Here is a 13,722-nt window from a genome sequence, read left to right as displayed (position 1 = left end):
TTTTAAATGAAATGTTGAAAAAGTCTTTTATAACGGCGCTACTACTCCTGATTTTCTCCGTTTTACGTGCACAAGACGGAACCAGCGCCTTCCAATTTCTGAAACTTCCCTTTTCCGCCCATGCATCGGCGCTGGGTGGAGAAAACATTTCTATCATAGAAGACGATTTGACCATGGCTGTCCAAAACCCTGCCCTTCTTTCGTGCGTAGCGGATAAAACTCTCAATCTGAATTATATGCTTTATATGGATGGCGTAAACGTTGCCGGAGCCGCATTTGCAAAAACCGCAGGCGAGCGTTCCACGTGGGCAGTTACCGCTCAGTACGTAGACTATGGGGAATTGAAAGAAACCACCGAAGAAAATATTGAAATCGGAACTTTCTCTGCCAAAGACATCTCTATATCAAGCATTTACACCTATGATTTAAGTGATTATTGGAGTGGTGGTGTACGCACCAACCTCATCTATTCTCATTACGATAAATATTCTTCATTCGCCGTCGGCGTTGATCTGGGACTGAATTATTATCATCAGGAGTCTGATTTTTCTGCCTCACTCGTCGCGCGCAATCTGGGAGGGCAACTCAAAACTTTTGAAGAGCGACATGAAAAGTTGCCTATTGATGTACTGCTTGGTTTTAGCAAACGCCTGGCACATGCCCCGTTCCGGCTTTCCCTGACCTTGCATGATTTGACGCATTGGAGTGCCTCAGCCACGGCAGCAAACAATTTCGGAAAGAAATTGTTAAATCACATAGCCCTCGGAATAGATTTTCTTCCAACCGACAACTTTTATCTGGCAGCCGGATATAACTTTCACCGTGGAGAAGAAATGAAAATAAACGGCTCCAGCCATTGGGCCGGTTTCACCTGCGGTGCAGGTATACAGCTGAAACGGTTGAAACTGGGAATGGCATACGCCAAATATCACGTGAGTTCATCCTCACTCATCTTTAATCTGTCGTATACCTTATAATATATAAATAGTATAACTCAAAATGAAAAAGATAACTATTGCAATCGACGGTTTTTCCTCTTGTGGGAAGAGCACTATGGCAAAAGACCTTGCCCATGAAATAGGCTACATCTACATCGACAGTGGTGCCATGTATCGCGCAGTCACTCTATACAGTATAGAAAACGGTATCTTTCAAGGGAATGAGATTGATACGGAAAGACTCCGGAAAGAAATCGGTAATATCCATATCTCATTCCAACTGAATCCGGAAACCGGACGTCCGGATACTTACCTGAACGGAGTGAATGTAGAAGATAAAATCCGCGGTATAGTAGTTTCCTCCCGCGTCAGCCCCATCGCAGCTTTAGGATTCGTACGTGAAGCGATGGTAGCTCAGCAACAGGCAATGGGAAATGCCAAGGGGATTGTCATGGACGGGCGTGATATCGGAACTACTGTATTTCCTGATGCTGAATTGAAAATATTCGTGACTGCCACACCCGAAATCCGTGCACAGCGTCGTTTTGATGAGCTGAAAGCCAAAGGTCAAGAAGCCAGTTTTGATGAAATCCTGGAAAACGTGAAGCAACGAGATTACATTGACCAGAACCGGGAAGTAAGCCCTCTTCGCAAGGCGGATGACGCATTCCTGTTAGATAATACAAACATGACTATTCCTCAACAAAAGGAATGGTTGCAAGAGCAATTCAACAAAACCGTTAAGGGATAAAAGAAAAAGGGTGTAGCCCTATGTCACAAAGGATGTAGCCATCCGAGACAAAGGGTGTAGCCCTGGACAGTAAAAGGTGTAGCCCTTTTCAGGGCTGGTTTATTATCTTTATATCAAGCTATTAGATCATGGTAAAAGTAGAAATAGATGAGGGGTCCGGCTTCTGCTTCGGCGTAGTCACCGCGATAAATAAAGCTGAAGAAGAATTGACGAAAGGCGGTACGCTGTATTGCTTGGGAGACATCGTACACAACAGCCGCGAAGTGGAACGCCTGAAAGAGATGGGACTCATCACTATCAATCACGACGATTTCAATCACCTGCACAACGCCAAAGTGTTGCTACGTGCCCACGGCGAACCACCCGAAACGTATGAAATTGCCCGCCGTAACAATATTGAAATCATCGACGCCACTTGCCCGGTAGTACTCCGATTACAAAAAAAGATTAAGCAAGAGTATACCCAGAAAGATAACTCAGATAAGCAAATCGTTATCTATGGGAAAACCGGTCATGCAGAAGTCCTCGGACTGGTGGGGCAAACCACCGGAAAAGCGATTGTTATTGAAAAGTTGGAAGAAGCCCAAAAGCTGGATTTGAGCAAAAGTATTCGCTTATATTCGCAAACCACGAAGTCGCTGGACGAATTCCAGAAGATAGTGGAATACATTAAGGAACACATCTCACCTGAAGTCACGTTTGAATATTACGATACCATCTGCCGCCAAGTAGCCAATCGTATCCCGAATATAAGGAAATTCGTTGCATCACACGATCTGGTATTTTTTGTCAGCGGAAAGAAAAGTTCCAACGGGAAAATGTTGTTCAGCGAATGCCAGAAAGTCAATCCTAATTCCCACTTGATAGATAGCGCAGAAGAGATAGACGGTTCTCTGCTCTCCGGAGCTTCTTCTATCGGAGTGTGCGGGGCGACCTCTACCCCGAAATGGTTGATGGAAGAAATTTCCAAGGCTATTCAATCGCGACTTACAGGACAATAAGTCACCGCTTTGAAACAACAAATTAACATTAAATATGAATAACGCCCTCAGCTTTTTGCTATCTTTGCCGAGCGAAAACAGGCTGCAGTGCAGCGATTATTAACATCAAACTAAAAGATTGTTATGGGAACAGTTAAGTGCATAGGTATTTTGACATCAGGAGGAGATGCTCCGGGAATGAACGCCGCTATTCGTGCGGTAACACGCTCTGCTATTTACAACGGACTACAAGTAAAAGGTATATATAGAGGTTACCGAGGTCTGGTAACCGGCGAAATCAAAGAATTCAAAAGCCAGAACGTAAGTAATATTATACAATTGGGTGGTACTATATTAAAGACGGCCCGCTGCCAAGAATTCACAACACCCGAAGGGCGCCAGATAGCGTATGATAATATGAAAAAAGAAGGCATTGATGCCTTGGTTATCATCGGTGGTGATGGTTCGTTAACAGGCGCCCGCGTCTTTGCACAAGAATTCGATGTGCCCTGCATCGGATTACCGGGTACCATTGATAATGACCTGTACGGAACTGATACGACTATCGGCTATGATACAGCATTAAATACGATTTTGGATGCTGTAGATAAAATTCGTGACACCGCTACCTCTCACGAACGTTTATTTTTCGTGGAAGTAATGGGACGTGATGCCGGTTTTCTTGCTTTGAACGGTGCCATCGCATCAGGTGCGGAGGCTGCTATTATCCCGGAATTCAGTACAGAAGTCGACCAACTGGAAGAGTTTATCAAGAATGGCTTCCGCAAATCCAAGAACAGTAGTATTGTGATTGTGGCAGAAAGTGAATTGACTGGCGGAGCCATGCATTTTGCCGAACGTGTTAAGAACGAGTATCCGCAATATGACGTACGTGTTACTATCCTTGGCCACCTACAACGTGGTGGAAGCCCCACGGCTCACGACCGTATCCTCGCCAGCCGACTCGGTGCAGCTGCTATTGATGCAATCATGGAAGGACAACGGAACGTAATGATTGGTATCGAACATGACGAAGTGGTATATGTTCCTTTCACAAAAGCCATCAAAAATGATAAGCCGATTAAGAGAGAATTGGTAAATGTTCTGAGAGAATTATCTATTTAATTAAGAATAGTATTTTGAAATAACAGGAGAGGCGTAAAAAAACATCTACGCCTCTTCCTTTTATAACCATTTTTCAACAATCTCCTCCGTTTTGTCCCACAAATTCTTCATTTGTACATGATGGATATACTTTTCAGAAAGTGGTTTAGGATGGCAACTCACATTCAGTGTGCCGGTATATTGTCCTGCTTCTTCATTCAGTAACAGATTAATTGCGGTTGCCGCACCTTGCCGGGGAGTACGGATGAACGGACGGAAAAACAGATCTGTCAGAGGGTCAAACCACATATGCATCGTGATAATCTTCGTAGAAACAATACCCGGATCAGCAGCATTGACAACAATTCCTTTTTCTTTCACCTTCTCTGCCAAAGCTATTGTAAACAGAGTCAGTGCTAATTTCGTATTACTATAAATCGGAATACGCCAGAAAGCACCTTTCTTTCCATACAAGAAGAAATCCGGAAAATCCAATTTGCCAATGGCATACGTACAGGATACCATATTCACGATACGACTCCCTTCCCCCAGCAATGGCAATAACTTGCGGGTTAAGAGATAAGGACCTACATAATTGACACTGACGGTGCGTTCTAACCCATCTTCGGTAATGCACCTTCTGGTTTCCATGGTCCCGGCATTGTTCATCAACAAAGTAATTGTTTCTCCCCGACGAAGGAGTTCATCTGCAAAGGAAGCTACAGAAGATAAAGAAGCAAGATTTATCGGTACTATCTCAAGTGCTGTATTCCCGGTTTCCTGTATTAATGATTGCCGCTTAATTTCTGCAACTTGCGGATCACGGCATGCCATGATTACTTTATATCCGGCAGAAGCGACAGCACGTGTAATTTCCATTCCCATACCACCATCTGCCCCGGTTATGATTGCAAGTTTTTGGTTCATTCGGATTCTATTTTAGCAATTTCCCTCTTCAGAGAAGGGGGAAGTTCTTCCTTTAAATGTTGATGACATGCCATCTCGATGGAATACATCCGGGCAATACAGTAATTGCTATGTTTACAATTACAACGTGCATTCTCCTCTTCACGCATACGGTTGACAAAGCCCGGTTCGTTAAGTAAAGCGCGTGCCATTTGTATGGCTTCAAAACCGTCATCCAGTACTTCATCTATCTTTTCACGAGACACCAAACCGCCCACATATACCAACGGCATCTCTATTTCTTTCCGGAATTTCAACGCATCTTCCAGAAAATAGGCTTCTTCGAAGGGAACAGTCGGTATCATCCACTTTCCTACCATCCGCACACCATACCTCAACCACCAACAATCCATATAATGAGTCATAGAGCGGATAGGCATCCGACCACGCATCACATACATGGGAGCCTTACTGACAAAGCCTCCGCTCAACACCAACGCATGGACTCCCGATTGCTCCAGACGTTTTGCCACCTGCATCGTTTCATCCATCTCCATGCCACCACGAAAACCGTCGCGCATGTTCATCTTCACCAATACAGCCATATCGGTTCCGGCAGCTTTCGTCACTTCTTCCATCACGATATCCATAAAACGCATCCGGTTTTCCAGCGAACCACCGAAACTATCTTTACGATGATTGGTATAAGGAGAAAGAAACTGAGAAATCAGATATCCATGTCCGGCATGTATTTCAACGGCATCAAAACCAGCCTCACGCGCCAGATACACAGCACGTCCGTATGCCCGTGCCATTTCCGGCAATTCTTCTTTTTTCAAACCACGGACAAATGTCGGTGAATAAAGATTGAAACCGGTAGATGCCCCAACAGGAGTAACTCCACAAATACTTTTATGCGACATATTGCCACAATGTCCTAATTGGATAGCCGCAGCAGCACCTTCAGCATGTACGGCATCAGTTAATTCTTTCAATCCGGGAATAATTTCCGGGCGCATCCACAATTGCCGGTCAAATGACAACCCGCTTTGGGTAACGGCTGCATAGGCCACAGTAGTCATACCAATTCCTCCGGCAGCCACTGAACGGTGATAGTCAAGCAACATCTGAGAAGGAGCATTGCCCGGACACATACTCTCAAACGCCGCCGACCGAATAGTACGGTTTCGCAAAGTCAGCGGGCCAAAAGTTACAGGAGTAAACAGCTTGCTCATGATCAAGATTTATAATTTATGATTTATGAGGGGCGATTAGTAGAGAAAGGGGAAAACACGTTTCCGGTTTCCTACTTCATCTCCAAATTCCTTTTTATAACGATGCCAGATAGCATTGGCACGTGGAACCAAATTGGCCACAGTCCACCATAGAAAGACAAGTCCTGAAAGCGACCACGTCAGCATGGCCCATCCTGCCCATTCCACTATTTCACCAAAATAATTGGCAGAAGTGACATAGCGATACATACCTTGCGAAGGCAGGTAATGCCGCGTATCTCCCGGCTTGCGTAAATGGCGAATAATATAATCCGAATGCCAGTTGACAGCCATACCGATGAAAAACAACAATACTCCGATTATAAACTGGGGAGTCGTCAACCAGTCCGATGTATAAAGAGTAGCGGGTGCCAGATAAAAGAGCCATTCACCTTGCATAAAACCATTCAGCAAGTTGAACACCACTCCCATCAACATAATGGCAAGCGGCATCCTACCCTTACCTTTCAATAGTAAAGGGAAAATAAATGCACGCTGGAAATAGTGTAGTTGAAACAAAAGAAAAAAAATCAACGGGACAAGCGAATGATAACGTTCGGAATGCCACCAAAGTATCGCCATCACAATGAATACCGGTGCTTCCATCAGTATCCATGCCAACTTATTGTTAATTGAAAAGCCCCATGATGCCGTGCGGAACATTCCATATCCCGCCTTAATGAAATAAAGTGCGATAAAAACGAATAGTGCGATGATGCTCATCGCACCAAGAAATATCTGAAAAGTCTCTTGCTCCATACTCTTTCGATTTAAGTATAGGCAAAGATATAGAAAAAGAGGGAAAAAGAAAACTTTCTCCCCCCTAAATAGTTTACAAAAATTTATCGTTTCTTAATAGGTATATAGGCTGTATCCTCGAGCACATTTTTATATGCCGGACGAATGATACGCTTGCCTTCAAAATTCAACTCTTCGTTACGATGGGCACACCAACCTACGATACGCGCCATAGCAAACAGCGGCGTAAAGATTTCCTGCGGCAATCCAATCATCTCATAAACAAAGCCGGAATAGAAATCAACATTACTCGAAACCGTCTTTCCGTTATTCTTCACACGACCAAATACTTCGATGGCACGCTCTTCCAACAGTTCCAGAAAGGCAAATTCGCGTTGTTTTCCTTTCTCTTTGGCAAGGTCGCGAGCCAATTCCTTCAATAAGATGGCACGCGGGTCGGAAATCGTATAGACTGCATGACCAATACCATAAATCAACCCCGTCTTGTTATACACTTCCTTATTCAGCATACGGGTGAAGTACGTATCAATCTCATCCACATTAGTCCAGTCCTGAATATTCTCCTGCAAATGATGGAACATATCGGCTACCTGTATATTTGCACCACCGTGAAGTGGGCCTTTCAGCGAACCGATACCGGCAGCAATAGCCGAATACGTGTCCGTTCCTGTAGAAGAAGTGACGCGAACGGTGAAAGTAGAGTTGTTACCACCACCATGTTCAGCCTGAAGCACCAGTAAGAGGTCAAGGGTACGGGCATCCAATTGCGTATAATCGCGTTTCAGCATATGAAGGAAATTCTCGGCAATCGAAAGATTCTCCTGCGGATGGCGGATATGCAAAGAACGGCCGAAAGTGGCATGACGAAGCATATTGTATGCGTAGGCAATAATAGTAGGGAATTTGGAAATTAGGTCTATACTCTGACGCATCAGGTTGTCACGGGAAGTATCATCGGCCTCAGGGTCAAAACGGTACATCTCGAGTACGCTACGTGCCAGGATGTTCATAATGTTATTTCCTTCCAGTTCGATAATATTCATCTTGGTTTTCTGTTCTAATGGCATGTTGTCATTAATAAGTTCACGGAAAGAAGCCAATTCTTCTTTATCAGGCAGATTGCCGGACAGCAACAGATAAGCCACTTCCTCGAATCCAAAACGTTTCTCCTTCACAAAAGCATGTACAATATCTTCCACATCATATCCCCGGTAGAACAACTTACCCGGAATAGGCTTCAAGCCACCGCCCGGAATACGTTCGTAACCCACTACATTACCAATTCTGGTAAGCCCAACCAACACACCCGTGCCGTCTTCATTACGCAAACCGCGTTTCACATCAAACTTGGAGAACAATTCAGTATCAATCCGAACCGCTTCCTTCATATTCTCGGAGAGCTTATAAACTATGTATTCCTTCTTCATTTTCGTATCGTTTTAATCGTTAGTATTATTTTTCTATTCTTTCCACTATCTCCCGGGTAAAAGCAGAAGTAGACAAAGAGACGCCGCCGGGCATGAAGCGCGCCAAGTCGGCGGTAGCACGGGCATCGAGGAAACTTCGTTCCAAGGCATGTTCTATCAGGGAAGCTGATTCTTTCCACCCCAAATACTCGAGCATCATCACAGCGGAGAGGATGATAGAACAAGGGTTCACTATATCTTTGCCTGCAATATTCGGTGCTGTGCCGTGTGTGGCTTCAAAGATAGCATGCCCCGTTTGGTAATTAATATTCGCACCGGGAGCAATGCCGATGCCACCTACCATTGCCGCCAACTGGTCGGAAACATAATCTCCATTAAGATTAAGGGTGGCAATTACAGAGTATTCCTCAGGAATCAACAAAGTGTTTTGCAGAAAAGCATCCGCTATGCAATCCTTGATAACCAAGCGTCCGTCGGCTAATGCCTCTCCAAATTCACGTTCCGCCAGTTCATAGCCCCACTTCTTGAAACCGCCTTCCGTGAACTTCATGATGTTTCCTTTATGCACCAGCGTAACAGAAGGTAACTTGTTTTCGAGTGCATAACGGCAGGCAGCACGCACCAGACGTTCTGTTCCTTCTTTAGAGACAGGCTTCACACCAAACGAAGAAGTCTTAGGAAAACGCACTTTCGTGACTCCCATCTCATCATGCAAGAAACGATAGAATTTCTCAGCCTCCGGCGTGCCAGCTTCCCACTCGATACCTGCATAGATATCTTCCGTATTCTCACGGAACACGCACATATCTACCTTTTCCGGATGACGAACCGGAGAATGAATACCTTGATACCAGCGAACCGGACGCAGGCACACATACAAATCCAGCGTTTGGCGCAACGTCACATTCAGAGAACGAATCCCCCCGCCAACAGGAGTCGTCAACGGACCTTTGATTCCCACTTTGTAGTCACGAAAGGCTTCCATTGTTTCATCGGGCAACCACAGGCCGCACTTCTTAAAAGCCCGTTCGCCTGCCCATACTTCCATCCATTCAATCTGCCGTTGTCCGCTGTAAGCTTTCTGCACGGCAGCATTCACAATAGTTTGCATAGAGGGGGTTACTTCAACTCCCACTCCATCACCCATAATAAAAGGTACTGTAATTTTATCCATTTCTTATCTTGCATTAAGGGCAGAGCCGGCACGGAACCAACTTATCTGCAATTCATTATACGTATGTTGAGCTTCAAAACTCTCTTTCGTACCATCTTCGTGATGAAGAACAACTTTAAAGTTGCGGCCGGGAGCAAATTCCGTCAGTCCGATTACTGAAATCAAATCATGTTCCTGAATTTTATCGTAGTCCGCTTTATCCACGAAAGTCAATGCCAGCATACCTTGTTTCTTCAGATTCGTTTCATGAATACGAGCAAAGCTCTTTGCCAGAATCACACGAACATTCAAGAAACGAGGCTCCATAGCAGCATGTTCACGGCTGGAACCTTCGCCATAGTTCTCTTCGGCAACCACAATGGAGGAAATTCCTTCGGACTTATACATTTTTGCCGTACCGGAAACCGGACCGTAAGTATTGGTAGAGCGGTTCCAAACACTGTTAGTCTCTCCATTGAAAGCATTCACAGCACCCATCAGCATATTATCCGAAATATTCTCCAAATGTCCACGAAAGCGGAGCCATGGACCTGCCATTGAAATATGGTCGGTAGTACATTTGCCCTGTGTTTTAATCAGCAGAGGCATATTCAGCAAGTCAGTGCCTTCCCATGCCGGGAAAGGTTGCAGGAGTTGAAGCCGTTGCGAGTGAGGATTAACCGTTATTTCTGTTTTCTCACTACGAGGAGGTATATACCCTTCACTGCCTTCGGCAAAGCCTTCCGGCGGCAATTCTTCGCCAACGGGTTCGGAGAGTTTCACTTTCTCACCTTCACGGTTCACCAATGCATCTGTCAGAGGATTGAAACAAAGGTCTCCGGCAATCGTCAATGCCATAGTCAATTCGGGGGAAGCAACAAAAGCATACGTATTCGGGTTACCGTCCGCACGCTTGGCAAAGTTACGGTTGAAAGAAGTCACGATGGAGTTCTTGCGAGTGGGATTGTCTGTTTCACGTTTCCACTGACCGATGCAGGGACCGCAGGCATTAGCCATAATAGTAGCGCCTACTTTCTCAAAGGTTTCTATCATTCCATCCCGCTCTGCCGTGGCCCGTATCCTTTCTGAACCTGGATTCACAATTAAAGGAGCGGCCACTTTCAGATGTTTTTTTTCAACCTGGCGGGCCAGAGAAACAGCACGGCTCAAATCCTGATAAGATGAATTGGTGCAGGAACCTATCAGTCCGACTTCCATCTTGCGCGGATAGCCATTTGCCAGTACCTTTTCAGCAAACTCAGAAATAGGCGTAGCAGCATCAGGAGTGAAGGGACCATTGATATACGGTTCCAATCTGGAAAGATCAATCTCAATTACCCGGTCGTAATAGTTCTCCGGAGCAAGCAGGATATCGGTATCTGCACGCAAATCGCCAGCAACAGAGTCGGCCATTTCGGCAACTTCCTCCCTTCCGGTAGCTTTCAGATAGGTGGCTATACGGTTATCATAAGGAAAAATCGAAGTGGTCGCGCCAACCTCAGCACCCATGTTGCAGATCGTTGCTTTTCCAGTAGCGGATAAGGAAGCCGTGCCCGGTCCAAAATATTCGATAATGGCATTCGTACCTCCTTTTACAGTCAGGATGCCTGCCAGTTTCAGAATCACATCTTTCGGAGCTGCCCAACCGTTCAGTTCCCCTTTCAGGTGTACCCCAATCAAGCGGGGCATTTTCAACTCCCATTCCATACCTGTCATCACATCTACTGCGTCAGCACCACCTACACCAATGGCAACCATGCCCAGACCACCGGCATTTGGGGTATGGGAATCTGTTCCTACCATCATTCCACCGGGAAAAGCATAGTTCTCCAATACCACTTGATGAATGATACCTGCTCCCGGCTGCCAGAAGCCGATACCATAGCGGGAAGAAACATCACGAAGAAAATCATAAACTTCTTCATTCGTCTTGGTAGCCGTAGCAATGTCTTCTCTTGCGCCTCTATATGCCTGTATCAGATGGTCGCAATGCACCGTAGAGGGTACGGCAACCTGTTCGCGACCGGCATTCATGAATTGCAACAGTGCCATCTGCGCCGTTGCATCTTGCATTGCTACCCGGTCAGGGCGGAAACTCACATAATCTTCTCCCCGTGTGTAGTTTTTCACCTCTTTTCCATCAAACAGATGGGTATACAAAATCTTTTCCGCTAACGTCAACGGGTGTTGCAGCACAGCCCGCACGCGTTCCATTTTCCCCTTATAAGCAGCATAAAAGGCCCTTAACATTGTTACGTCATACACCATAATCACATTTATTTTTAGTTTTCCAATATTGTAAAGATTACAAATTAATATAATAAACAATCTAAAATCGTTAAAGGTTTAACAAATTAAAGCATTTCTTCCTGCGGAAGGGAAGAATGATTACCTTTGCGGAAAATCTATGTGATAAATGATAATTTAGCGGTGTTCTTCTGATAGTCGGCATATCAATAAAATAAATACTCTACAATTATCATTTATCATCATCTATCATTATTTTATATGAACGAAAAACTTCTTTCCCCAACCGAGCACCTTCAACGGCAAGAACTCCTCCTGCGCATGGAATACGAATATGAAAAAGAAGAGTTCAAGCGACAGACAGAAACTATGGGCATAGCCCGCAAGGTGAAACGGGGACTTTGTTGGTATCCTGCCACTCCCGGACGAAGTTACTACAATTCACTGAATCAATTAGTAATAGAAATTACACATACCGAAGATACTGATATAGAACATAATTTTGAGTTCGGGCGTCCTGTATGTTTTTTCCGCCAATCAGTAGATGGAAAGATAACTTATATGAACTTCACCGGCACCGTCAGTTATGCCGATGAAGCGCGGATGGTGGTAGCAATGCCCAGTGCAGGCGCCATTCTAGAAGTACAGTCGACAGATAACCTCGGTGTGCAGCTTTATTTCGATGAAACGTCCTATCGCACCATGTTCGAAGCTCTCTCCGATGTAATACATGCCAAAGGCAACCGATTGGCAGAATTGCGCGACACCATGCTGGGAACCTTAAAACCGGCTTTCCGCGAACTTTATCCTGTCCGCTTCCCCTGGCTGAACTCTACGCAGGAAACTGCCGTGAACAAAGTACTATGCTCCAGGGATGTATCTATTGTACATGGCCCTCCAGGGACGGGAAAGACAACTACCCTTGTAGAAGCTATCTATGAAACATTACATCGTGAACCTCAGGTTTTGGTCTGTGCTCAAAGCAACACTGCTGTCGACTGGATTAGTGAGAAACTCGTAGACCGTGGCGTCAACGTCCTGCGTATCGGTAACCCTACAAGGGTGAATGACAAGATGCTTTCGTTTACTTACGAGCGCCGCTTCGAGAGTCATCCCTCCTATACTGAACTATGGGGCATCCGCAAAGCCATGCGCGAAATGAACGGACGCCGCCGTGGCAGTTACGAGGAACGCGAAAGTGCCCGCAACAGACTGAGCCGCCTACGCGACCGCGCCACGCAATTAGAAATACAAATCAATGCCGACTTATTTGATTCGGCACACGTCATAGCATCGACCCTTGTCAGCAGTAATCATCGTGTACTGAACGGGCGTCGCTTCGGCACACTCTTCATTGATGAAGCTGCCCAGGCACTGGAAGCCGCTTGCTGGATAGCCATTCGCAAAGCCGACCGCATAGTATTGGCGGGCGACCACTGCCAGCTACCCGCCACCATAAAATGCTATGAAGCTGCCCGTGCCGGACTGGAACATACACTTATGGAACGTATTGTCACAACGAAGCCGACTGTCGTCTCTTTGTTGAAAATCCAATATCGCATGAATGAAGCTATCATGCACTTCCCTTCGCAGTGGTTTTATGACGGGCAATTGGAGGCTGCTCCCGAAATACGCCACCGCGGCATCCTTGATTGGGATACCCCCATCACATGGATAGATACTTCGGAAATGGAATTTAAGGAGGAATTTGTCGGCGAAACCTTCGGGCGCATCAATCGGGAAGAAGCTCATCTGTTACTGAAAGAGCTGGAAGCCTATATCCAACGCATCGGCGGGCACCGTATTCTCGACGAACGGATAGACTTCGGAATCATTTCACCTTATAAAGCACAGGTACAATATCTTAGAAACAAAATTAAAACAAGTGCCGCTCTGCGTCCTTACCGCAGCCTGCTCACCGTTAATACAGTAGATGGTTTTCAGGGACAGGAACGAGATGTCGTTTTCATCAGCCTTGTGCGTGCCAATGAGGAGGGACAGATAGGCTTCCTGAATGACTTGCGACGGATGAATGTAGCCATCACTCGTGCTCGAATGAAATTGGTGATACTAGGCGAAGCGAATACACTAAAGCATCATAAATTCTATCACAAACTTATTGAGTATATCAATGAGATTTCAAAAACATAATAAAGATTGCGCAATCTCATACAAGTCATTCT

The 13,722-nt window shown here is 45.4% G+C and carries 11 protein-coding genes; 5 read left to right on the top strand and 6 right to left on the bottom strand.

What is annotated here, in order from left to right; translation table 11 throughout:
• Positions 1-11: 11 nt before the first annotated feature.
• From porQ to pfkA, 4 genes are all read left to right on the top strand, one after another.
• Complete coding sequence (gene porQ, locus HMPREF9447_RS15620; RefSeq protein WP_044138220.1) at positions 12-977, top strand: type IX secretion system protein PorQ; 966 nt, start codon at positions 12-14, stop codon at positions 975-977.
• Positions 978-999: 22 nt separating this feature from the next.
• Positions 1,000-1,689, top strand: a complete 690-nt coding sequence (gene cmk / locus HMPREF9447_RS15615) for a (d)CMP kinase (protein ID WP_009130716.1) — start codon at positions 1,000-1,002, stop codon at positions 1,687-1,689.
• 128 nt (positions 1,690-1,817) lie between these two features.
• Positions 1,818-2,690: a 4-hydroxy-3-methylbut-2-enyl diphosphate reductase gene (locus HMPREF9447_RS15610; protein ID WP_009130715.1), complete on the top strand. Its 873-nt coding sequence runs from the start codon at positions 1,818-1,820 to the stop codon at positions 2,688-2,690.
• A gap of 123 nt (positions 2,691-2,813) precedes the next feature.
• Positions 2,814-3,794 (top strand): 6-phosphofructokinase, encoded by a 981-nt coding sequence (gene pfkA / locus HMPREF9447_RS15605; protein WP_009130714.1) that lies wholly within the window; start codon positions 2,814-2,816, stop codon positions 3,792-3,794.
• A gap of 60 nt (positions 3,795-3,854) precedes the next feature.
• On the opposite strand, the gene HMPREF9447_RS15600 is transcribed toward pfkA, so the two are convergent.
• The 6 genes from HMPREF9447_RS15600 to HMPREF9447_RS15575 all read right to left on the bottom strand — a co-directional run bounded on the left by HMPREF9447_RS15600 (position 3,855) and on the right by HMPREF9447_RS15575 (position 11,560).
• Positions 3,855-4,700, bottom strand: a complete 846-nt coding sequence (locus HMPREF9447_RS15600) for an SDR family NAD(P)-dependent oxidoreductase (RefSeq protein ID WP_009130713.1) — start codon at positions 4,698-4,700, stop codon at positions 3,855-3,857.
• Complete coding sequence (locus HMPREF9447_RS15595) at positions 4,697-5,917, bottom strand: NADH:flavin oxidoreductase (RefSeq protein WP_044138270.1); 1,221 nt, start codon at positions 5,915-5,917, stop codon at positions 4,697-4,699. Before HMPREF9447_RS15595 ends, HMPREF9447_RS15600 begins: the two co-directional genes overlap by 4 nt.
• 33 nt (positions 5,918-5,950) lie before the next feature.
• Positions 5,951-6,712: a DUF1295 domain-containing protein gene (locus tag HMPREF9447_RS15590; RefSeq protein ID WP_009130711.1), complete on the bottom strand. Its 762-nt coding sequence runs from the start codon at positions 6,710-6,712 to the stop codon at positions 5,951-5,953.
• Positions 6,713-6,795: 83 nt separating this feature from the next.
• Positions 6,796-8,139 carry a citrate/2-methylcitrate synthase gene (locus tag HMPREF9447_RS15585; RefSeq protein WP_009130710.1) on the bottom strand — a complete coding sequence of 448 codons (1,344 nt, stop codon included), beginning with the start codon at positions 8,137-8,139 and terminating at the stop codon, positions 6,796-6,798.
• Between the two features lie 25 nt (positions 8,140-8,164).
• Positions 8,165-9,313 (bottom strand): NADP-dependent isocitrate dehydrogenase, encoded by a 1,149-nt coding sequence (icd, locus tag HMPREF9447_RS15580; RefSeq protein WP_009130709.1) that lies wholly within the window; start codon positions 9,311-9,313, stop codon positions 8,165-8,167.
• A gap of 3 nt (positions 9,314-9,316) precedes the next feature.
• The gene (locus tag HMPREF9447_RS15575) at positions 9,317-11,560 is read right to left on the bottom strand and encodes an aconitate hydratase (RefSeq protein ID WP_009130708.1); all 2,244 of its coding nucleotides are present in this window, start codon (positions 11,558-11,560) and stop codon (positions 9,317-9,319) included.
• A 240-nt stretch (positions 11,561-11,800) separates the two neighbouring features.
• Here HMPREF9447_RS15575 and HMPREF9447_RS15570 point away from each other — a divergent pair, with 240 nt between their 5' ends.
• On the top strand, positions 11,801-13,690 hold the full coding sequence (locus HMPREF9447_RS15570; RefSeq protein ID WP_009130707.1) for an AAA domain-containing protein: 1,890 nt from the start codon (positions 11,801-11,803) through the stop codon (positions 13,688-13,690).
• Positions 13,691-13,722: the final 32 nt, after the last annotated feature.

It is taken from the genome of Bacteroides oleiciplenus YIT 12058 (assembly GCF_000315485.1).
In the GTDB taxonomy this organism is placed as follows: domain Bacteria; phylum Bacteroidota; class Bacteroidia; order Bacteroidales; family Bacteroidaceae; genus Bacteroides; species Bacteroides oleiciplenus.
The sequence above is the reverse complement of the archived record's forward strand: the minus strand, read 5'-3'. Positions and strand labels throughout refer to the sequence as shown.